This window comes from Salipiger bermudensis (genome assembly GCF_019801965.1).
In the GTDB taxonomy this organism is placed as follows: domain Bacteria; phylum Pseudomonadota; class Alphaproteobacteria; order Rhodobacterales; family Rhodobacteraceae; genus Salipiger; species Salipiger bermudensis_A.
In genome coordinates, this window is the sequence record NZ_JAHVIA010000016.1 from 1 (window position 1) to 20,205 (window position 20,205).

The window sequence follows — 20,205 nt, forward strand, 5'->3', positions numbered from 1 at the left end:
CCAAGGTCGCCCACATATCTCTTCAGATATTAGCGATGTCAAACAGCGTGAGAGACAAAAACCAGACCAGTGCGCCCTAACTTGTTCGGCGCGCCCGCCCGTCAACCTCTCGAATTTCTTGTCCGCCTCGTCTGCGTCAGCTCCGCGTCTCCGCCTCGCCGCCGCCCCGTCTGGCGCCCCGTCGTGCGCCTCAGCGCCGCCGGTGAAGGGGCTTTTACGGATAGTGCCGGGGACCCGCAAGCACTTTCTGAGAAGAAATCCGATTTTTTTCGATTTTCTTCGCTCGCCCCCTATGAGTGCCTCCCTGAGGGGCGCTTCAGAGGCCCTCCTGCCCGGCGGGTCGGTCATATGGCGCACAGAAGCATCCTGCGAGGCGGCCTCCTGTGCGCCGACGGCGAAGACTTACCCGGAATCGGCCCCTGACCTCGTGGCTCGCGGACCGACACCCGTCTCCCGGCCCGGCTCGTGAAAAAGGGGCGGTGCTCTGTCGGCGCCGCCCCTTCTGCTGTTCAGTCTTTTCTATCCCGCCTCAGTCCCGTTCGAGATCGTCCCCGGCGGTGACGCCGCTCACCAGCTGATAGGAGAGCAGGTCGTGAATCGTGGCCGGGTCGCGCACCAGCGGCGCGCAGCGCGTGGCGAGGTCGCGCAGTTCCGCCTCCTCGGTGCGCGTCGCCGCCAGCGCCTCCTCGAGGGTCACGCGGCGCGGCCGCAGGATCGCCCCGGGCGCCGCCTGCGCCACGATCGGCAAATCAGCGGGCAGCACGGTGCCGATGCGGGGATAGCCGCCAACGGTCTGGCATTCCGCCATCAACACGTAGGGCACCCCGTCGCCGGTCATCTGCAGATCGCCCGGGCCGATCAGGTCCGAGGCCAGCCCCTTGGCATGGTCGGTGGTGAAGCGTGGCTCCGCCGCGAGCTGTACGCCCTGACGGTTGCCGCGCGGGCCGCGGGTGAAGGCGGTGGCGTAGAAGGCCTCAAGCACCTCAACATCGAAGAGCGCCGTGTGCGGCCCGTCGATCACCCGGATTGTACCGCCCTCGAAACGGGTGTCCGCGGCAAGCCCGTAGGCCGGGCGCCCTGGGGCGGGATCGTCATTGCAGGGCAGCGCGTCGCCCGCGCTGAGCGTGGTGCCGATGCCGATGGTCAGATGGGTGGCGCGGCTCTCGAGCCAGGGCTCGGAGGCGATGCCGCCCGCAGGCGTCAGATAGCCATAGACCCCGGCGCGGGCGCCGCTGATGCGCAGGACCTGCCCCGGCGCGATTAGATGCGTGGCGTTCCAGCGCAGCGCCTCCTCGTCGAGCGTGGCGCTCATCGGGGCGCCGGTGAGGGCGATCCGGGTGGGGGCATCGAAGCTGAACTGGCCCCCGCCGCCGGCCATCTCGATGGCGGCGAGCGGCGCACGCGCCCCGAGCAGGGCGGCGGCCTCGAGCAGCGCGCGCCGGTCCATGGCGCCGCCACGGGACAGCCCCTGCGCGAGATGGCCGGGGCGGCCCATGTCCTGCACGGTGAGGATGCCGTCGGCGCGCTTGATGGTGAGCGTGGTCATCGCAGCACCTCCAGTTTTGCGCCGCCCATGCGGTCGGGGACGTCCCCGAGGCGGGCGATCTCGTCGGCGGAGGCTTTCGCGAAGCGGATGGCGTCGCCGCCCTGCAAGGGCATCGGCTCGGCGCGCGCGGGCACGAAGGTGCGGAAGGCGGCACGGCCGACCTGTTGCCAGCCGGTGGCCGACTCGGCGCCGAAGAGCACGAACTGACGCACCGCGACCACCAGCGCGCCCGCCGGAACCGAGGGGTTGAGCTCAGACATGCGCGGCAGGTTCCAATGCTCCGGCATCAGGCCGATATAGGGCTGGCCGGGGGCGAAGCCGATGGTGAGCACCCGCAGGTCGGCGGCGCAGATCTCGTCCACCGCCGCCGCCTCGGAGAGCCCCGCCGCCCGGGCCGCCTGCGCCAGCTGTGGGCCATCCGCATCGCCAAAGGAGACCGGGATCGTCCAGCGCCGTGCGGGATCGGGCATTTCAAGCGGACCTGAGGCGATCTCGCGTGCCATGCCCTGCAGGAGCGTCAGCAGCGCCGCGCGGTCGGCGGCAGCCTCGAAACGCACCAGCACCGAGACCAGAGCGGCGGCGATCTCGACCACGCCTTCCGGCGCGGTCTCTTCTATACGGGTCGCGAAACGCCGGGCCGCGGTCATCGCGGCGGGCTCCGGCGTCAGGGCGAAGCGCACGAGGTAGCCATCGAGACCGACGGGCAGGACCTCGGCGTCGAGGGGGCGCGTGTCGGTCATGGCGCTCACGCGGTCAGCCGCTCGGCGATGGCGAAGAGCGCGGCATCCGCCCCTTTCACCCCGGCCAGCATGGTCATCGAGAAGGCGGGCGCGAGCCCCGGCGTCGGCATCGCCAGCGCACAGCCGTCGACGAGGTTCACCAGCGAGGTGTTGCGCAGCATCTCCATGTTGAGCCGGTCGAACTCGGCCTCGACCTCGGCGATGCGCGGCGGCAGGCGCATCAACGTCGGTGCGACCAGCGCGTCGAGCCCGTCCATCGCGGCGTTGAACTCTGCCACGATTGCGGCGCGCTTCTCATAGGCCTCTTTGATCTCGGCCTCGGAGAGCGTCTCGGCGAAGCGGATGCGCGACAGCACGCGCGGATCACCGATCTCTTCCAGCCGCGCGAGGTCATCCGCGTAGATCCGGTGCGCCTCGACCGCGACGATGATCTTGTTGAGACCGGCGGAGGCGCCGATGCCCGACATCTCGACCGGCACCAGCTCGTGCCCCCTCTCCATCAGCCGCGCCTTCTCGGCCTCGTAGAGCGCCGCCACCTCGGGCGAGAGCCCGTCGGTGAAGGCACCGGCGGGGATCGCGAGGCGCAGGATCTCGGGGACGGAGGCGGTGAGCCCCTGCCCCGCCATGATCTCGGCCAGCGCGCGGGTGAGCGCGAGAGTCGCGCCCATCGGCCCCGGCACATCATATGTGGGCGCCAGCGGGTGCACGCCCGCGTCGTCGATCAGCCCCTGGCTCGGCTTGAAGCCCCAGATGCCATTGGCCGCCGCGGGGATGCGCAGCGAGCCGCCGGTGTCGGTGCCGATGGCCGCGTCGGTGAGGCCCAGCCCGACGCAGACCGCCGCGCCCGAGCTCGAGCCGCCGGGCATGACGCCCGGCACCAGCGCCGAAGAGGGCGTGCCGTGATGCGGGTTGAGGCCGACGCCGGAATAGGCAAACTCCGACATCGAGCTGCGCCCGAACATCAGCGCGCCGGCCTGCTTCAGCTTCGCCACCGACGGGCAATCCGCCGTGGCAGGCGCGCGCTCGGCCAGCAGGCGCGAGCCGGCGCCCGTCACTTCGCCCGCCTCGTCATAGAGATCCTTGACCGAGACCAGCGTGCCAAAGAGCGGCGGCGCCTCGCCCGCATCCTTGCGGGCCTGCAGTGCCTGCGCCTCGGCGCGGATGCGCTCGGGCGAGAAGGCGGTGAAGATGGCGCGGCGCTCGGCCTGCGGCAGCGCCTCAGCGCGGGCGATGGCGGCCTCGACCTTTCTCAGGAATTCCGTGCTCATGCGACTTCCGGCAGGGTGCGGATCTCGTATTCATGGGTGATGCTGCGCCCGGTCTTCGGGTCGCGCATCTGCATCCGGAACTTCGCCGCCGGGCGCACGCCGCCTTTGGCGCCGAAGGTGCCGCAGAGCATCGCCACGGGGCCGTCCTTGGCCAGCTCCGACATCTTGCTGCCCGCAATCAGCTCGGCCAGCGGGCGGATCGAGGCGATGGTGCCCGACTGGTACTGCACCCAGTCGCCGCCCTCCTCGATCCAGCTCTCGAGCTCGATCTCTTCCAGCCGGTCAGCGATCTCGTCCCAGGCCCAGAGCTCGAGCGCGCAGGGCTTGGCGCAGACCTGCTTCGACATCGCCACCGAATGCGCCTCGAGCGCGCGGTCGGTGTGATCCGAGGCAAGACCGAGATAGCGCTTGCCCCCCGCTTCCACGATCAGCGGCTCGACCTCGCCCGAAGACGCCCCGCCCACGGCCTCGATCAGCGGCGCATCGGTCAGCAGCGGCGCCGAGACCCTGTAATAGAGCGGCGTATCCGAGGGCGCGGGCACGCCCAGCTCGGCGAGTTCGGCGATGTGATGCGCGATGGCGTCGGCATCGCGGCCGGTCCAGCCGGCGACGATCAGGTGTGTCAGGTCGAGCGGAAGCGGCGCGCCGTCGGCGCGGAAGGAAAGGGTCATCTTGTGAACTCCTGTCAGAGGATGGAGGGCAGCCAGAGCGCGAGGCCGGGCACCGCGATCAGCAGGGCGACCATGCAGAGCATGACCAGCACGAAGGGAATGACCCCGAGGATCACCTCGTTCATCGAGCCCTTGGCCCGCGCGCTCTGCACCACGAAGAGGTTGAGGCCCACCGGCGGGGTGATCAGCGCCATCTCGATCAGCACGATCATCAGCACGCCGAACCACACCTTGTCATAGCCCAGTCCCGCGATGATCGGCACGATGATTGGGATCGTCGCGACCATGAGCGACAGCGTCTCGATGAAGAAGCCGAGGATCAGGTAGAGCAGCACCACGAGCAGCAGCGTGCCGAGCGGCGACAGGCCGGTGTTCTCGAGCAGCTCGGTCAGCGCCCGGCCCAGCCCCGCCGAGGTCATGGCGAAGTTGAGGAAATAGGCGCCCGCGATCACCAGCATGATCATCGCCGAGATCCGGATCGTGCCGTGCAGCGCCTCGGCGATGGTGGCAAGCCCCAGCCCGTTGCCGAGCGTTATGGCGATCAGCGCCGCGATCACCACGCCGATGGCGGCGGATTCGGTGGGGGTCGCCCAGCCGGCGTAGATCGAACCGATGACCACCACGAAGAGGATGATGATCGGCACCAGCTGCACCAGGCTCGCCAGACGCTCGCCCCAGGTGAAGCTGCGCGACGGGCCGCCGAGCGCGGGCCGCGCCTTGCAGATCAGCGCCGTCACCACGACGAAGGCCAGAGCCATCAGCAGGCCGGGGATCAGGCCGGCGGAGAACAGCTGCGGGATCGAGGTCTCGGTGAGGAAGCCGTAGACGATCAGGTTGATCGAGGGCGGGATGAGGATGCCCAGCGTGCCGCCGGCCGCGATGGCCCCCGAGAACAGCTTGGGATCGTATTTCAGCTTTTCCGCCTGCGGCATGGCGACGGTGGCCACGGTGGCAGCGGTCGCCACCGAGGAGCCGGAGGTGGCGGAGAACATCGTCGCGGTGGCGATATTGGCGTGGATCAGCCCGCCGGGCAGCCAGCTCAGCCACTTGTCGAGCGCGGCATAGGTGCGCGCGGCGACGCCGCCACGGACGAGGATCTCGCCCAGAAGAACGAAGAGCGGCACGGCGATCAGCGTCGAGGAGGAGGACGACGACCAGACGACCTGCCCCAGCCCGCGCAGCAGCGGGAAGGCGGAATAGAACTCGCCCACCCCAATGCCGAGGATGAAGAGCACGATCCCCACCGGGATCGACAGGGCCATGAGCCCGAGAAGAGAAGCGGCAACTGTCCAGATCATTGGTCAAGCTCCGAGCCGAGGCCGATGGTGTTGGCGAGCTCCGCCCGCTTGCCGCGTGCGAAATAGGCGATGCCGATGAGGCTCAGCGCCGTGGCGCTCAGGGCGAACCACGCCCAGCCGGCAAACCAGATGCCCTGCGGGATCCAGAGCGGCGTCTCGAGCGGGGTATTGGCCCGCGAGCCGCGCTCGATGGTCTTTTGCAGCACCGGCCAGCATTGATACGCGATCAGCAGCACCACGCCGTTGGTGACGATCATCGCGAAGATGTCCATCAGGCCCTGCCCGGTGGCATTCAGCTTCTGCCGGATCAGGTCGATGCGGACATGGGCGCGGTCGAGCAGCGCGCAGGACAGGCCCCAGCTCGCCACCGCGGCCATGACGTAGCCCGAGATCTCGTCGGAGCCGCCAAGCGAGCCCCAGCCGGTCTTGCGCCCGATCACGTCGATCAGGACGAACAGGACGGTGCCCACCAGCGCCACGCCGAGAACCAGCGCCACGAGGCGGTTGGCGCGCCGCAGCGCGCCTTCCAGTGTTTCGATGCGGCTCACGCTGGCGCCCCTTATTCCGAAACCGGAACGGTCACGCCGACGGTGGCGCCGACGGTGTCGTTCCAGCGGGTCGCCCACTCGGCACCGGCGCGCTCGGCCCATTCGGGCAGCACTTCGGTCTCGAGCGCTTCACGCGCGGTGGCCATGTCCTCTTCAGAGGCCTCGACCAGCGTCATCGACGCGGCGTCGCCCGAGGTGCACTCGCCCTGCCCGGTCAGGCAGGCGATGTCGTTCTCGAGGCCACCCTGCGCCGCGGCCCAGGCCTTGGCTTCGAGCCCTTCGGCCACGGCGGCCTTCAGGCTCTCCTGGTTCTCCGCCGACAGCGCATCATAGGCATCGCCGTTCATCGCGATGACGACCGGATCCCAGCCGCCCAGCGGCAGCGTCAGCAGGTGGTCGGAGACTTCCCACCAACCTGCGGAGTAACCCGAGCCGGCACCGGTCACGGCGCAGTCGATCACGCCCCGCTGCAGCGAGCCCGGCACTTCCGAGAAGGCGATGTTGATGCCCTCGGCGCCAAGCGCCTCGAGCAGCTTGGTGGTCATGCGGCCCGAGCCGCGCACCTTCTTGCCCTCGAGATCGGCGAGCGAGGTGATCTCGCCCTTGCAGAAGACGATCTGCGGCGGATAGGGCGCGATGCCCAGCACTTCCGAGTTGAAGCGGTCGCGCATGATGTCCTCGACCATCGGGCGGGCCGCCTCGACCATCGCCTGCGCCTCGTCGGCGGTGGTGGCGACGAGCGGCACGTCGAGCCCCTCGAGCTCGGGCGCATCCCCCACGGTGTAGTCGGCCACGGTCTGGCCGACGTGGAACACGCCATCGCCCAGCATCCGGTAGACGTCGGCACCGGCGATGCCCATCTGGTCGAAGCTGGTCAGCTGCGCGGTGAAGGCGCCGCCGGTCATCTCCGAGAGCTGCTCGGTCCAGAACGGGGTGGTGAACTGCTTGTAGAGCGGCAGGCTCGACCAGCTGCCGACCACGGCGAGCTCTTCCTGTGCGAGCGCCGGACCGGCCAGCAGCGCGGCGGTCATTGCGGTCATCATGGTCTTTTTCATGAACTATCTCCTGTTGGGTTGGATCGTGTTTGGTTGTGTTTGTTGCGGCCTCAGGCCGGGTGCACCCCGGTGAGGCGCCGTTCCGCGTGGCTCGACGGGATGTCGGTAACCAGCATGTGCCCCGGCGCATGGGTGATCGCGAGGGCGGGTTTCGCGGCGGTGATCGCCGCCTGCGGCGTCACCCCGCAGGCCCAGAACACGGGAATATCGCCGGGACGGATGTCGGGCACATCGCCGTAATCGGGCGTATGGATGTCTTCGATGCCGATCTGCGACGGGTCGCCCAGATGCACCGGCGCGCCATGCGCCAGCGGGAAGCGCTCGCAGATCGAGATCGCCTCGATGGCGTCGGCGGCGGGCATCGCCCGCATGCTGACGACGAGCGGCCCCGAGAAGCGCCCGGCGGGCCGAGTCGCGAGGTTGGTGCGGTACATCGGCACGTTGCGCCCCGCATCCTGATGGCGGACGGGTATGCCTGCGCGGGTCAGCGCATCCTCGAAGCTGAACGAGCAACCCAGCGCGAAGGACACCATGTCATCGGTCCAGAGATCGGCGATGTCGGTGGGCTCGGCCACCAGTTCGCCATCGCGCCACACCCGGTAGCGCGGCACGTCGTGGCGCAGGTCGATATCGCCCAGTGTCGGCAGCGACGGATCGCCCGGCTCACCCACCGCTAATAGCGGACAGGGGCGCGGGTTGGCCTGGCAGAAGCGCAGGAATTCCTGCGCGTCGTCGCCGGGCAGCATCACCAGGTTGGCCTGCAGCGCCTCGCCGCCGTGGCCGGCGGTCGGGCCGGTGAAACGGCCATCGCGGATGCGGGCACGCAGCTCCGTGGGAGACGAGATGGCGCGGATAAGATCGGTCATGGCAATTCTCCAGTTCCCCAGAGCATTCCGCAGAGTAACCGATTAGATCAATAGTTCGATTTTATTCAGAACCGATCTCCCCAGAAGATCAGTCACACCCCGCCTCGACCGCCGCGCGCGTCACCTCGCGCCCGATTTCCTCATTTCTTTCAGGGTCATGACAGATCACGAACTCGAGCGGCGGCAGCTTTGCCTCGGGCAGCACATCGATCTCCTGAAGCATGGTCTGCGGCCAGGCGGCGACGATGTCATGCGGAATCGTCCCGATGCCGAATCCCTGCTGCACGAGATTGACCATCGTCGCGAGGGAGGCCGAGCCGTGCACCGTCGCGGGCTTGCGGCGGCCCGCGGTCATCACCTCGAGCACCTGCCGGTGCGGGATGGTGGTCTTGGGGAAGGAGACGATGGGCAGCGCCGCAAGGTCGTCGATCCCCGCAGGGCTCGGTAGGGTGAAGTGCTCCGGCGAGACGAACCAGCCCATGCTGACCGGCGGCAGCGGGGTCAGCGCGATGCCACGCGGCGCCTGGTCGCGCAGCATGATCACCACGTCGAGCGCATCGTCGCGCAGCGCCTGCCCCATCTGCTCGGAGGTATCGACCGAGATCTCGAAGCGCAGCATCGGGTGGCGGCCGCGCAGCGTCGTCAGCATCCGCGGCAGAAGCGTGTGGGTCATGGTCTCGGCCACGCCGAGCCGCACCACGCCCGCCATTACGCCCTGCGTCAGCTCCTCGAGGATGCGGTCGCGCTGCGCGATCAGCACCTCGGCCTCGTCGACGAGCCGGCGCCCGGTGGCGCTCAGCCGAACCCCGCGCCCGGCGCGCTCGAAGATGGTGATGCCCATGCGGTCCTCGAGATGGCGGATGCGGCGCGAGATCGCCGACTGCGCCAGCCCGGTAGCATCCGCCGCCGCGCGAAACCCGCCATGGCGCACCACGGAGCGGATGATCTCGATATCCCTGAAACCGAACATGGGCCCATGCTAAGGCCCCTTGTGCCCTGCCCTGTCAAGCGCTCTCACCGGCGCGGGCGCGGGGAAGAGCCGAAGAAAACCATCGCCATAGCGCCCCCGCAGGCGTAGAATTGACGCAGCGACCCCGAAGCTGTGGCGCGCGAGGCTCGGAGCCGCCCAAGTGGAGGAGACGACGCCATGAAACCCCTTGCCATGCTGCTGGCCCTTGCCGGCCTCATCACCCTAGCCGCCTGCGAAGGCCACGACAGCTATCCGCTGTCCGGTGAGCCCTGCGCCCCCGAAGACCCGGTTCAGGAACTCGATGCGCGCGATTGCGTGATCTGACCCTGCGCCCTGCCCCGGCTCAGCCGAGGCGCGTCGCGAGCCAGATCAGCCCGAGCAACACCGGCTGGTGCAGGAGATAGACCGAGAGGCTGTGCCGGCTGATCCATGTGATCAGCGCCGGAAGCTGCAGCGCGGGCAGCGCGCGGAGATCCACCGCGCGGGCCAGCGCCATGCCGAAGAGGAACGGCGCCAGCCACGGCACCAGCGGCAGGAAATCCAGCGACGGGCGCAGCTGCGCGCTCAGCCCGGTCCAGCTCAGCCAGACGCTGTCGAAGAGCGCCCGTCCGAGCGTCAGGTGCAGCACCAGCACGAGCGCCCCGGCCAGCGCCGTGGCCCATGCTGGCAGGCGCAGGAACGCGAGCCCGATCAGGCTCGCGGCAGCGATGCTGTGCAGGATGCCAAAATAGACGAAGCGTGACGGGAAGGCGGCGTAGGTCGCGACGCTCACAAGCGCTGCCGCGCCCACGATCATCGCGAAGCGCCGCCGCCACGCGGCCCGGCGCAGGCCCACGCCATGGGCCAGGACGAGGCTGCCCCCCGAGAGCAACAGGAAGCTGCCCGCCACCAGCCGCGCAAAGAGCGCCCAGCCGCCGCGCATCGTGAGGCCCGGCGGCACCAGGCCGAAGATCTCGAGATCGCGGGCGAAGTGAAACACCACCATCCCCGCCAGCGCCGCGACCCGCGCGAGGTCGACCCAGCCGACGCGGGACGGCGCGACGCTCAAGAGAAGGTCCCCGGCACCTTCCTGCCCGTGACTTTTTCCCAGAACTGGTCCGCGCGGGCCTCGAAGGTCGCGCCGCCGCGCGCGTCGCTCTGGTAGAGGCTGCCGGGGGTCAGCCCCGGCACGTATTCCTGCTCGACCCAGCCGCGCGGATCGTCATGCGGGAACTGGTAGCCCACGTGGCCGAGCTTGGCCGCGCCGGCGTAATGCGCATCGCGCAGGTGCTTCGGCACCAGCGCCGGCGCGCCCTGCTCGACCGCCGCCAGCGCCGCGCCGATGCCCCGGCAGGCAGAGTTCGACTTCGGCGCGCGGGCGACATGAAGCGCCGCGTGGGCGAGGATGATGCGCGCCTCCGGGTAGCCGATCTTCTCTACCGCCGTGGCCGCCGCGACCGCGGTCTGCAAAGCGGTGTTGTCGGCGAGGCCAACATCCTCGGAGGCGTGGATCATGATGCGCCGGGCGATGTAGCGCGGATCCTCCCCGGCATGGATCATCCGCGCCAGCCAGTAGAGCGTCGCGTCCGGGTCCGAGCCGCGCATGGATTTCACGAAGGCCGAGACAACATCATAGTGCTGGTCACCGGAGCGGTCGTGATTGATCGCCGCCGAGGCATAGGCCTCTTCCAGCATCGCCTCGGTGATCTCGATGCGTCCGCCGGGATGGCCCACCGCGAGGCTCTCGAGCGTCGTCAGCGCCCGGCGCGCATCGCCGCCCGAGCGGCCCGCCACCAGCCGCACCTGCTCGGGCGTCATCTCGACATCCAACCCGGTGCTCGCGAGATGGGCGATGCCGCGCCGCACCACCTGCTCCATATCCTCGAGACTCATCGGCTCGAGCTTGAGAATGGTCGAGCGCGAGACCAATGCCGGCGGAAGCGCGTGGTAGGGGTTGCCAGTGGTGGCGCCGACGAAATCCGCCGTGCCCTCCTCGCAGATCGACAACAGGTCATCGGCCTGCGTGGCCGAGAAGCGGTGCACCTCGTCGACGAAGATCAGCAGCGGCCGGATCCGAGCCTCGTCGGCGATCTTGCGCAGTTCCTTCACGCCGTCGCGGGTGGCGTGCAGCGGGCGAAACTCCTTGCCCAGCATCTTGCCCACGGCGCGGGCGATGGTCGTCTTGCCGATGCCCGGCGGGCCATAGAGGATCAGGCTGCCCAGCGCGCCGGCAGCGATGCGACGGCGCAGGATCGAGCCCTCGGCGGTGATCCCCGGCTGGCCGATGACATCGTCGAGGGTTTCGGGCCGCAGCGCGGCGGCCAGCGGCACATGCCCCTCGCGCGGGGCGGCATCGAAGAGGTCTGTCATCTGGTCTGGCGTCCCTGCGCTGTGCAGCCGGACGGGCCGGCCTGCCCCAGACATATTCCCCCGATCCGGGAAGGAGAAGGGGCGAGAGTGCGAGAGCCGGGATTGTCCTTCTGCAGCGCAGCGGCCTACGATACGGCAAACCGACCCATCACAGGAAAGGCCCGCCTTGGAACATCTCGACCAGAGCCTGAAAGACCTGTTCGTCGATCTGCATTGCTCGGGGCTCTGGGTCGATGAGAAGGCGATCTCGGACTCGATCCTGCGGGCCCCCGCCGAGGAGATCTGCGCCGCCTATGACACGGCCCGGGCGGCGGGCCATGTCGACCTGCAGGCCTTCTACGATCACTGGTTCGCACCGGGGCAATCGCCGGGCGACGCCTACCACACCAATCCCGAGCATGACGCGCTGCAACATCTCGAGGCGGTCTGGCCACACCTGACGCAGCCCGCCGATGATACGAGCGAGCGCTCGACCCGCTTCCCCCTGCCCAATCGCTACGTGATCGCCGGCGGCCGGTTTCACGAGGCCTATTACTGGGACAGCTATTTCACCCAGCTCGGCCTGCTGCGCTCGGGCCGCACCGGGCTGGTGCGCGACATGCTCGACAATTTCGCCTATGCGCTGCGCGAGATCGGCTTCGTGCCCAACGGCTTCCGCTCGTATTTCCTGACCCGCTCGCAGCCGCCATTCTTCTCCTCGATGGTGGCCGATTTCGGCCGCGCCACCGGCGATCCCGCGGGCATCTTCGCACGCTACCTGCCGGCGATGGAGGCCGAGTACCGCTTCTTCATGGAGAGCCCGCGCAACCACGCCGGGCTGGCGCGCTACTGGGATGCCGGGGACGGCCCGCGCATCGAGATGTATGCCACCGATCTCGCATGGCAGGAGCACGCAAAGTCCCATCCGGATTTCTACCGCGACCTGCGCGCCGCCTGCGAGAGCGGCTGGGATTTCTCCTCGCGCTGGCTGACCGATCCGCAGGATCTCGGCACCATCCGCACGACGCGGATCTGGCCGGTGGATCTCAATTGCCTGATGCTGCGCATGGAGGAGCTGCTGGCAGAGGCCGGCGCGGAGGCCGCACCGGAGCGCTCCGCGCGCTACGCCGAGGCCGCCCGCGCGCGCCGCGAGGCGATCTCGGAGCGCTTCTTCGACGCGGAGCGCGGCTATTTCTTCGACCTGTCGATCGAGGACGGCGCGCTCATCCCCGTCACCAGCGCGGCCGGGCTGTTCCCGCTCTGGGCCGGGGCGGCGACGCAGGCGCAGGCCGCCCGCGCGGCGGACTGGGCCGAGCGTCACCTGCTGCGCGCGGGCGGGCTGCTGACCACTGATATCGACAGCGGCCAGCAATGGGACAGCCCCAACGGCTGGGCGCCGCTGCAATGGATCGCGGTGCAGGGCCTGCGCCGCTACGGCTTCGACGACCTGGCCGAGACCCTGCGCACGCGCTGGCTCGCCACCTGCGACACGGTGTTCCGCGAAACCGGGAAATTCGTCGAGAAATACGACGTCATCGATCCGCTCTCGCCCAGCGGCGGCGGCGAATACGCCCTGCAGGACGGGTTCGGCTGGACCAACGGCGTCTATCTCGACTTCGCCGCGGACGACGCCTGAGCGCCCTTCCAGGCTCTGTCACCCGTCTCCCACACCGGGCGCGATCCGGCGCCCCGCGCTGGACACGCCTTCGCATCTGCGCCATGCAGGTCGCCAAAGACAGTTGGAGGTCAAGATGGCGGATGGCACCTTTGCAGTGCTGCTCCTGGTAGCAGGTCTGACGGATATGGGAACGAATTACTGCGGCACCCCAACGGGTTGCCTCGGGGCCGGCGAGCAGGAGTCGCGGCTATCGTTCTCGGCCGGCAACGTGATCGAGCGGCGCGCAGAAGAGGGGCTGGAGCTCTCCATGCGCTACGATTTCGCACGCATGATCGGCCCGTTCGGCCAGGCCGTGGGGCTGTCCTGGGGCGAGGAGAGCGGCTCGTGGATCGGCTATGGCTGGACCTGGGGCACCACCTTCGGCAAGAGCCCGTTCTACACCGAGCTGCATGCCATGCCGGGCCTCTACGCGCCTGACAACGATTTCGATCTCGGCGGCCCGATCGAGTTCCGCTCCGGCATCGAGCTCGGCTACGAGAACCGCAAGGGCTGGCGCTACGCGGTGAGCTACAACCACCGCTCCAATGCCGGGATCTACGACGAGAACCCGGGCGTCGAGACCGTCAACTTCAAGATCAGCATGCCGCTGCGCTGAGCGCACCGGCGATCTGAAACGAGAGCGGCCCGGCTTGCAGAAAGCCGGGCCGTTTTTCTGTTTCTCGCCTTCGGTGCGCGGATCAGCCCAGCCGATCGGCGATGAGCCCCAGCGGGTGGCGCAGCGCCTTGCCGCCCAGCCGTTCGCTCTGGCAGCGGCAGGAAAAGCCCGTCGCCGCCGCCTCATTGGCCTCGGCCACCGGCTTCGCCCAGCTGAGATCAAAGAGCTTGCGCGACATCTGCTGGTGCCGGTCCTTGTGGCCGAACATGCCTGCCATGCCGCAGCAGCCGGTGGCGGGCGTGTCGATCTTCAGACCGATGCCGGCAAAGACCTCCTGCCAGTCCTTGCGGGCGGCCGGCGCGCCGGTGCTCTCGGTGCAATGGGTGAAGAGGCTGAGCGGCCCCCCCTTGGTCTGCGGCAAGGTCACACCCGCGCGCAGCTCGGCGGCGAGGAACTCCTGCGGCAGCAGCAGTTCCGGCACATCGATCCCGGCCTTGCGGTAGTCCTGCCGCAGCGCCATGACGAAGGCCGGATCGAGCCCGATCATCGGCGCGCCGGTCGCCGCGCCCTTGCGCAGCGCCTCCGCGAGCCGCTCGGCCATCGCCCGAAACGCCTTCGGATCGCCGAGATCGCCCGCCACCTTGCCCGCCGGCAGCATCTCGACGAAGCGCGGCGCGTAGCCGAGCGCTTCCAGCCCGCGCAGCACGTCGCGCTGGGTCTGCTCATCGTATAGCGCCGAGAACCAGTCCATCCAGACCAGCACCGTGCGCTCCGGCAGTTTGGCCTCCCCGAGCTCCCGCACCGAGATCCGCGACGCGCGCGGCAGCGGGCGGGCGATCTCGGACGGCAGGTCGGTGACGCCGAGCACCCGCTCGGTGAGCTTGCGCGCCAGCGGCCAGAACGGCCGCGTCAGCGGTGCGGCGCGCAGCAGCCACGGGCTCAGGCGCTCGGCCAGCAGCATGGCGCGGTCGGTCAGCGGGCGTGCCGTCTCGGCGTAGACCTCGGCATAGACCGCCGCCCGCATCGAGGGGATGTCGACCTGCACCGGGCAGGTCGAGGCGCAGGCCTTGCAGCCGAGACAGGTATCGAGCGTGCCCAAGAGATCATCCTCCGAGACCGTCTGCTCCCCGGTCCGCTTGCCCTCGCGCCAAGCCCGCATCGCATCGGCCCGACCCTTGGGAGAGTGACGCAGATCCTCTGTCGCCTTGAACGAGGGGCACATCGGCGTGGTGGCGGCATAGCTCAGGCATTGCGCGTTGCCGTTGCAGCGGAAGGCCTTCTCCAGCGGATCGCCCTCGGGCGCGTTGAACGGGCGGAAGGGCGTGGTGGCGATGCCCATGACCGGCGCGTCGGTGGCCACCAGCTTGCCCGGGTTGAACCGGCCCGCCGGATCAAACGCCGCCTTCACGCCCTGCAGCGCCGCATAGGCCTCCGCCCCAATCCAGCCCTCGAGATAGGCGCCGCGCACGCCCTTGCCGTGCTCGCCCCAGAAGATGCCGCCATGCTGGTTCACCAGCGCGTAGATCTCGTCGGAGACCGCGACCAGACGCGCGCGATCCTCCTCGGCGTCGATGTCGAGCGCCGGGCGGATGTGCAGGCAGCCCACATCCACATGGCCATAGATGCCAAAGCTCAGCCCGTGCCGGGTCAGGATCTCGAGGAAGCCGTCGAGGAAGGCCGGCAGATCCTCGGGCGGCACCACGCAATCCTCGACGAAGGCCACCGGCCGCGCCCGCCCCTCGACCTTGCCGAGCAGCCCGACGCCGGCCGAGCGGATCGCCCAGAGCTCGCGGATCTCGTCGGCGCCGGAGGCCACATGCACCGCTCGGATCCCCGGTAGCGCGCGCAGCCGCGCCTCGCAGGCGGCGAGCCCGGCCTCGAGCGCCTCGGCGCTGTCGCCGTTGAACTCCACGAAGGTGTAGGCGAGTGCCTCTCCGCCCTTGGGGCGCAGCGCCTCGGGCAGACGCCCCAGCAGCCCGGCCTCGCCGGCGAGCGCCTGCACCCGCTCGTCCATCACCTCGATGGCGGTGGGATCGTCCTGCATCAGCGGCAGCGCGGCGGCGAGCGAGTCGCGGAAGCTGGCGAACCCCGCCACTACGAGGCGCTTCTCCTTGGGCAGCGGCCGCAGCCTGACCCGGATGCGGGTGATCGGCCCAAGCGTGCCCTCCGAGCCGGGGAACAGCCGCCACCAGTCAAAGCCGCCCTGCTCGGGGCAGGCGCGCTCGAGATCGTAGCCGGTGAAGCGGCGGTTGAGCCGCGGCGTGTTGGCGATGAAGGCCTCCCGCCCTACCCGCGCCGCGCGCTCGGCGGCCTGCAGCATCGGCTGCGCCCAGCTCGGCGCGGCCTCGAGGCTCGAGACCAGCCCCTGCCCCCGCGCGATCTCGACGCCCAGAAGGTTGTCGGACGTCTTGCCGTAAATCCGCGAGCCCTTGCCCGAGGCGTCGGTCGAGACCATGCCGCCCACCGCGCAGCGCGTCGAGGTCGAGGTCTCGGGCGCGAAAAACAGCCCCTTGGGGCGCAGCTGCGCGTTGAGATCATCGAGCACGATGCCCGGCTCGACATCGGCCCATTGACCATCGGGATCGACAGCGAGCAGCCGGTGCATGTGGCGGCGCATGTCGAGTATCACGCCCCGGTTGAGGCTCTGCCCGTTGGTGCCGGTGCCGCCGCCGCGCGCGGTGAGCGGCAGGTGCGCGAAGTCGGGCCGTTCGAGCACAGCCATGCAGGTGACGACATCCTCGGCATCGCGCGGCGCCACGATCAGGTCGGGCAGGATGCGATAGACCGAGTTGTCGGTCGACATGGCCGCACGCAGGGCGCTGTCGCGCTCCACCTCCCCTCGGAAGCCCGCGGCGCTGAGGGCGGCGGGCAGCATGGCGATGGAATCGGAAAGGCGGCGGTCTGGTGCGGTCATGCGGGTCTCCTTGATCGGCGCATATTGACCCAACCCGCGCGTTCTTTAAAATTGAAAGATATGAAGATTGATGCAGGAAATACGAACTTCAACCTGCGCCACCTGCGGGCGATCCACGCGATCTGGGCCGAGGGCAGCTTCGCCCGCGCCGCCGATCGGCTCGGCGTGGTGCCTTCGGCGCTGACCGAGACGGTGCGGCAGATCGAGGAGATCGCCGGCGGGGCGCTGTTCGATCGCCGCAGCCGCCCGCCGGTGCCGACGCCGCTGGGGCTCGATTTCCTCGAGGACACCGCGCCGCTGCTCGACGCGCTCGACCTGTCGCTGACCCGGCTGCGGGCGCGGGCCAGCGGGTTGCACGGGGCGCTGCGGCTCGGCGCCGCGCCCTCCGCGATCACCCCTCTCATCGCGCCGGCCGTCGCCGCCTTCCGCGCCGAACACCCGGAGGTGACGCTCACCCTGCACGACGATGTCGCCGAGACGCTGGCTGCGATGGTCGCCGACGGACGACTCGATCTCGCGATCGCCGGCCGGGCGCGCAGCTCGCCCGACCTCGTCCAGACCGAGATCGCGTCGGACCCCTTCGGGCTGGCCTGCGCCGCCGATCACCCTCTGGCCCGAAGCGCTGCGCCCGTGCAGCTCACCGATATCGACCCGCAGCAGCTGATTCACCTCGGCACCGAGACCGGCTCGTCGCGGCTGCTCGCCGCCCATGCCGCGCTGCCGGAGCCGCTGAAGAGCGGCCCCCTGCGCAGCCATTCCACCATCGCCCAGCTCTGCCTCGTGCGAGCGGGAATCGGCGTGGCGCTGCTGCCGCGCAACGCGGTGCTGCTGTTCAACGATCCCGGCATCGCCTTCGTGCCCGTCGCGGACCTTGCCCTCGAGCGCAAGCTCTACCTGCTGAGCCCGGCCCGCCGCGCCGCAAGCCCGGTGGCGCAGCATTTTGAGACGCTGTTCCGCGCCCTCGCGGCGCAGCATCCGGACCAAGGCTGACCGCGCCCGACGCGGCGCTCTCGAGCGCTCACACTGGCGGATCTGAAACCGCGATACGGCGCAGAGATATTCCGGCCGAGACCTGCGCTGTCTGAAACCGCCCGGCACGGAACATCAAAAGGAGCGCCGAGAACGACACGACGCTCCATTCCGAGATTGCGGCAGGCGATTTCCCGATACCGCCGCTCGGCCAATCCGCATCCTTTTTTTTCAAAACGCATCCCGCGCCTGCCGGCTCTCCATACAGATAAGGATCGCAGAGGGGCCGTGGGAAAACGCGTGGTATTGAATGACCCGAACGCCGCTTCAGACATAACTGCCATCGGCCCGGCTTTCCCCCACGCACGCCGCCGGATCTATCTTTTGATCGTCAGGCGAACCTTGCCCTTGTTGTTGCCATAGCGATACCAGATGTCATTGGCAAAACAGTAGAGATAGCCGCCCTTCGTCGGCGTACGCGTGGCGCTTGAGCCGATCCGGAAGACGTCATGCGGGCAGAGCTCCCTCGTTTCTTGATGCACTCCCGTGCCATTCGCGATCACCCCGACGAGGCAAAACCACGGCATATCCTGCTCGCGGCGCGCAAACGGGATGGCGGCGCTGGGATTGCCGGTCTTTTGCCGCCGCCGCCGCTGATACCAGTCCAGCGGTTTCACCAGGGCATATCCAAAATGAAAGCCCTCCGGGGCGCCGTCCGGCGTGCAGCGAATGTTCTTGTCGAGCCACTCGCCGCTGGCGGAGAACCGATACTCGACCCCCTCCTCGAGATAGATGCCGGTATAGTTCCATTGCGGCCGCGCGAAGATATCCATCGACAGCGCATCGCCCGGCGTCGCCAGGCTCTTGGTCGGCCAGTACTCGGGCTGGGTGATCGGCGGCGACTCACGGCGATCGGTGACGCTGGAATCGACGAAGGGATCCGCCGGATCGAGCCGCGGCACACCCCTCGGCCGGGTCTTGAGATTGGCGAAGATGAAGCCCTTCACCGAGTTGTGTAGCGGCCCCTGGGCCGAGCCGACGATCTGCGAGGTCGCGCTCGGCTTGAACTCCAGCCCCGCTTTTCCAGCTTCCGAGACCATCCATTTCAGGGTCAGGTCGCCGAGATCGCGATTGGCGTAGGAGCCGCCGACATCGCCATGGACGCCGGCAAACCAGCGCTGCTCCACGTCCTGCCCGGCAACGGCGCGCTCGACCCCGGCCACCTTCTGCCCGCCGCCATCCGGATCGGGGACGGTCCACAGGGTCGGCGCGAAGCTCCGCCTGCGCTCGTCGAGCGCGACCGCGTGGCGGGCGATATCGATATGCTTGCCGAGTTCTGTGTCGTGGAACGCGAACTCCTTGCCGTCGTCGAGGAAGTTGATGAGAAACTCGTCCGGGATGCCGAGCGCGCCGACCGTGTCCCAGACGCCGAGGAACTTGATCCTGACCGTCTCCGAGCGATCGAACTCGGTTTGCCATTTCTCGCCGACGGGAAGTTTCCGATAGGCCTCGTAGGCTTTGTCGACCCGGCGCCATTTCTCTTCCTCGTCGAGCGTGAGCGTATGGAAGGAGAGAAGGCCACATTTCCCGATCACGCCGGCCAGGCTCCTGACCGCGAAGGCGCCGCGGGAAAACCCGATCAGAAAGATATCATCCGCGGCCGATCCGGGCTGGAAATCCGCGGGCCGATATGTCTCGCAAAGCCAGTAATAGGCGGATTTGATATCGTCATCGAGACCAACGCCGAACCCACCCCCCTTTGCACGATCCCAGAGGCTGCCCGTGGTTCCGACGCCGGGGCGATAATATGTCTTGTGCAGACTGTCTTCGGCGACGGAGGAATAGAATTTGAAAACGTTTGTCGCGGAAGGAATACCGTTTTCTTCCTGCGTTGGCGTGTTCCACGTTCCATCGCAGCAGACGACCAAATTTGCCATGGGAAATCCTGATTATAAAATCCGGTTTCAATATGCCACGAATAGTCGAATTTTGGGAGGATGAATTCGGCGCGGGCGCTGCCGGCTCAAAGAGCGGCCGCCCCCTGCGCAGAACGCTCAGCGCTCAGGGCTCTCTTTCGAGACCTGATGACGCCGGGCGCGAGAGCGTCAGCCCAAACGAGGATGGGCGACCTCGGGATGGGCCCGGTCTCGTCGGACAACGGACCCCAAGCCGAAGCTCACGGCGGGATCAGCTCAGGCTTCAGCTCTGGGCACCCCGTCGCGCGCCTGCCTTGGTCTTTTGCAGCTCCCGCCGACGGCCGGGGCGTGGCGTGCTGCACGCCGAGCAGGTCAGAATCAGGGACGACGGCCAACTCCGCCGGGCCGCCTTCGTGACGATGGATCCGCGGATGGGCCCCGCGCCCCGTCTTTAAGCGACTCGCCGTCCTGCGCCGCTCGCTCCACCTTGCCACGGCGTCCCTTGTCGGCGCCCAAGCGTGCTCCGGACGGAGCATCGGCCCGCGCGTGACAGGGGATTCTTCGGAGCGCCAAAGCCCCACTTCTGCCGAGTCGGCCCTCGCAATGCGCTGCAAGGCGCGCGGCCGGAACAGCGCAGCTTTCGCACGGCGCAGAGCCGTGACCAGCCTCTCGGACCGCCTGAAGGAGGCGACGCAACGGCTTGATGTCATTCGATTTTAAGAGGACTGGCTGGGGTGGTAGGAACCCCTGCCTTCCGATCAGGTTCTTCGGCTTACGCTCACAGGGCCCCGAAGTGGGGCAGTTATGGGGGCCTTTCGTGCCGACTGGCTCCGTCCACCTCTC

The 20,205-nt window shown here is 68.6% G+C and carries 17 protein-coding genes; 4 read left to right on the top strand and 13 right to left on the bottom strand.

Annotation, left to right across the window (positions count from 1 at the left end):
• Positions 1 to 529: 529 nt before the first annotated feature.
• The 9 genes from KUV62_RS22260 to KUV62_RS22300 form a co-directional block, all read right to left on the bottom strand.
• Positions 530 to 1,546 (bottom strand): biotin-dependent carboxyltransferase family protein, encoded by a 1,017-nt coding sequence (locus KUV62_RS22260; protein WP_222605957.1) that lies wholly within the window; start codon positions 1,544 to 1,546, stop codon positions 530 to 532.
• Positions 1,543 to 2,286: a 5-oxoprolinase subunit B family protein gene (locus tag KUV62_RS22265; RefSeq protein ID WP_222605958.1), complete on the bottom strand. Its 744-nt coding sequence runs from the start codon at positions 2,284 to 2,286 to the stop codon at positions 1,543 to 1,545. The genes KUV62_RS22260 and KUV62_RS22265 overlap by 4 nt, the downstream gene beginning before the upstream one ends.
• 5 nt (positions 2,287 to 2,291) lie before the next feature.
• Entirely contained in the window at positions 2,292 to 3,554 is a 1,263-nt protein-coding gene (locus tag KUV62_RS22270) for an amidase family protein (RefSeq protein WP_222605959.1), read from the bottom strand.
• Positions 3,551 to 4,225, bottom strand: a complete 675-nt coding sequence (locus KUV62_RS22275) for a DUF2848 domain-containing protein (RefSeq protein ID WP_222605960.1) — start codon at positions 4,223 to 4,225, stop codon at positions 3,551 to 3,553. Before KUV62_RS22275 ends, KUV62_RS22270 begins: the two co-directional genes overlap by 4 nt.
• A 14-nt stretch (positions 4,226 to 4,239) precedes the next feature.
• Positions 4,240 to 5,523: a TRAP transporter large permease gene (locus KUV62_RS22280; protein WP_222605961.1), complete on the bottom strand. Its 1,284-nt coding sequence runs from the start codon at positions 5,521 to 5,523 to the stop codon at positions 4,240 to 4,242.
• Complete coding sequence (locus KUV62_RS22285) at positions 5,520 to 6,071, bottom strand: TRAP transporter small permease subunit (protein WP_222605962.1); 552 nt, start codon at positions 6,069 to 6,071, stop codon at positions 5,520 to 5,522. The genes KUV62_RS22280 and KUV62_RS22285 overlap by 4 nt, the downstream gene beginning before the upstream one ends.
• Before the next feature lie 11 nt (positions 6,072 to 6,082).
• On the bottom strand, positions 6,083 to 7,126 hold the full coding sequence (locus KUV62_RS22290; RefSeq protein ID WP_222605963.1) for a TRAP transporter substrate-binding protein: 1,044 nt from the start codon (positions 7,124 to 7,126) through the stop codon (positions 6,083 to 6,085).
• A gap of 50 nt (positions 7,127 to 7,176) precedes the next feature.
• A complete protein-coding gene (locus KUV62_RS22295; RefSeq protein WP_222605964.1) occupies positions 7,177 to 7,992 on the bottom strand; it encodes a putative hydro-lyase in 816 nt (271 codons plus the stop codon).
• Positions 7,993 to 8,080: 88 nt separating this feature from the next.
• A complete protein-coding gene (locus KUV62_RS22300; protein ID WP_222605965.1) occupies positions 8,081 to 8,962 on the bottom strand; it encodes a LysR family transcriptional regulator in 882 nt (293 codons plus the stop codon).
• 177 nt (positions 8,963 to 9,139) lie between these two features.
• Here KUV62_RS22300 and KUV62_RS22305 point away from each other — a divergent pair, with 177 nt between their 5' ends.
• The gene (locus tag KUV62_RS22305) at positions 9,140 to 9,286 is read left to right on the top strand and encodes a hypothetical protein (protein ID WP_222605966.1); all 147 of its coding nucleotides are present in this window, start codon (positions 9,140 to 9,142) and stop codon (positions 9,284 to 9,286) included.
• 19 nt (positions 9,287 to 9,305) lie between these two features.
• Here KUV62_RS22305 and KUV62_RS22310 read toward each other — a convergent pair whose 3' ends face one another.
• Together KUV62_RS22310 and KUV62_RS22315 are read right to left on the bottom strand one after the other, a co-directional pair.
• Positions 9,306 to 10,010 carry a heparan-alpha-glucosaminide N-acetyltransferase gene (locus KUV62_RS22310; protein WP_222605967.1) on the bottom strand — a complete coding sequence of 235 codons (705 nt, stop codon included), beginning with the start codon at positions 10,008 to 10,010 and terminating at the stop codon, positions 9,306 to 9,308.
• The gene (locus KUV62_RS22315) at positions 10,007 to 11,311 is read right to left on the bottom strand and encodes a replication-associated recombination protein A (RefSeq protein WP_222605968.1); all 1,305 of its coding nucleotides are present in this window, start codon (positions 11,309 to 11,311) and stop codon (positions 10,007 to 10,009) included. Before KUV62_RS22315 ends, KUV62_RS22310 begins: the two co-directional genes overlap by 4 nt.
• Before the next feature lie 166 nt (positions 11,312 to 11,477).
• Here KUV62_RS22315 and KUV62_RS22320 point away from each other — a divergent pair, with 166 nt between their 5' ends.
• Together KUV62_RS22320 and KUV62_RS22325 are read left to right on the top strand one after the other, a co-directional pair.
• Entirely contained in the window at positions 11,478 to 12,926 is a 1,449-nt protein-coding gene (locus KUV62_RS22320) for a trehalase family glycosidase (RefSeq protein WP_222605969.1), read from the top strand.
• Positions 12,927 to 13,041: 115 nt separating this feature from the next.
• Positions 13,042 to 13,563, top strand: a complete 522-nt coding sequence (locus KUV62_RS22325; RefSeq protein WP_222605970.1) for an acyloxyacyl hydrolase — start codon at positions 13,042 to 13,044, stop codon at positions 13,561 to 13,563.
• Between the two features lie 82 nt (positions 13,564 to 13,645).
• Here KUV62_RS22325 and KUV62_RS22330 read toward each other — a convergent pair whose 3' ends face one another.
• Positions 13,646 to 16,477 carry an FAD-binding and (Fe-S)-binding domain-containing protein gene (locus KUV62_RS22330; RefSeq protein ID WP_222605971.1) on the bottom strand — a complete coding sequence of 944 codons (2,832 nt, stop codon included), beginning with the start codon at positions 16,475 to 16,477 and terminating at the stop codon, positions 13,646 to 13,648.
• Positions 16,478 to 16,537: 60 nt separating this feature from the next.
• Here KUV62_RS22330 and KUV62_RS22335 point away from each other — a divergent pair, with 60 nt between their 5' ends.
• Positions 16,538 to 17,467 carry a LysR family transcriptional regulator gene (locus tag KUV62_RS22335; protein ID WP_222605972.1) on the top strand — a complete coding sequence of 310 codons (930 nt, stop codon included), beginning with the start codon at positions 16,538 to 16,540 and terminating at the stop codon, positions 17,465 to 17,467.
• A gap of 356 nt (positions 17,468 to 17,823) precedes the next feature.
• Here KUV62_RS22335 and KUV62_RS22340 read toward each other — a convergent pair whose 3' ends face one another.
• Entirely contained in the window at positions 17,824 to 19,383 is a 1,560-nt protein-coding gene (locus KUV62_RS22340) for a DUF2235 domain-containing protein (RefSeq protein ID WP_222605973.1), read from the bottom strand.
• Between the last annotated feature and the right edge of the window lie 822 nt (positions 19,384 to 20,205).

Bases quoted from the DNA above. Each gene is read 5' to 3' on its own strand.
- KUV62_RS22260 (WP_222605957.1), bottom strand. From the start codon at position 1,546: ATGACCACGCTCACCATCAAGCGCGCCGACGGCATCCTCACCGTGCAG.
- KUV62_RS22265 (WP_222605958.1), bottom strand. From the start codon at position 2,286: ATGACCGACACGCGCCCCCTCGACGCCGAGGTCCTGCCCGTCGGTCTC.
- KUV62_RS22270 (WP_222605959.1), bottom strand. From the start codon at position 3,554: ATGAGCACGGAATTCCTGAGAAAGGTCGAGGCCGCCATCGCCCGCGCT.
- KUV62_RS22275 (WP_222605960.1), bottom strand. From the start codon at position 4,225: ATGACCCTTTCCTTCCGCGCCGACGGCGCGCCGCTTCCGCTCGACCTG.
- KUV62_RS22280 (WP_222605961.1), bottom strand. From the start codon at position 5,523: ATGATCTGGACAGTTGCCGCTTCTCTTCTCGGGCTCATGGCCCTGTCG.
- KUV62_RS22290 (WP_222605963.1), bottom strand. From the start codon at position 7,126: ATGAAAAAGACCATGATGACCGCAATGACCGCCGCGCTGCTGGCCGGT.
- KUV62_RS22295 (WP_222605964.1), bottom strand. From the start codon at position 7,992: ATGACCGATCTTATCCGCGCCATCTCGTCTCCCACGGAGCTGCGTGCC.
- KUV62_RS22300 (WP_222605965.1), bottom strand. From the start codon at position 8,962: ATGTTCGGTTTCAGGGATATCGAGATCATCCGCTCCGTGGTGCGCCAT.
- KUV62_RS22305 (WP_222605966.1), top strand. From the start codon at position 9,140: ATGAAACCCCTTGCCATGCTGCTGGCCCTTGCCGGCCTCATCACCCTA.
- KUV62_RS22315 (WP_222605968.1), bottom strand. From the start codon at position 11,311: ATGACAGACCTCTTCGATGCCGCCCCGCGCGAGGGGCATGTGCCGCTG.
- KUV62_RS22325 (WP_222605970.1), top strand. From the start codon at position 13,042: ATGGCGGATGGCACCTTTGCAGTGCTGCTCCTGGTAGCAGGTCTGACG.
- KUV62_RS22330 (WP_222605971.1), bottom strand. From the start codon at position 16,477: ATGACCGCACCAGACCGCCGCCTTTCCGATTCCATCGCCATGCTGCCC.
- KUV62_RS22335 (WP_222605972.1), top strand. From the start codon at position 16,538: ATGAAGATTGATGCAGGAAATACGAACTTCAACCTGCGCCACCTGCGG.
- KUV62_RS22340 (WP_222605973.1), bottom strand. From the start codon at position 19,383: ATGGCAAATTTGGTCGTCTGCTGCGATGGAACGTGGAACACGCCAACG.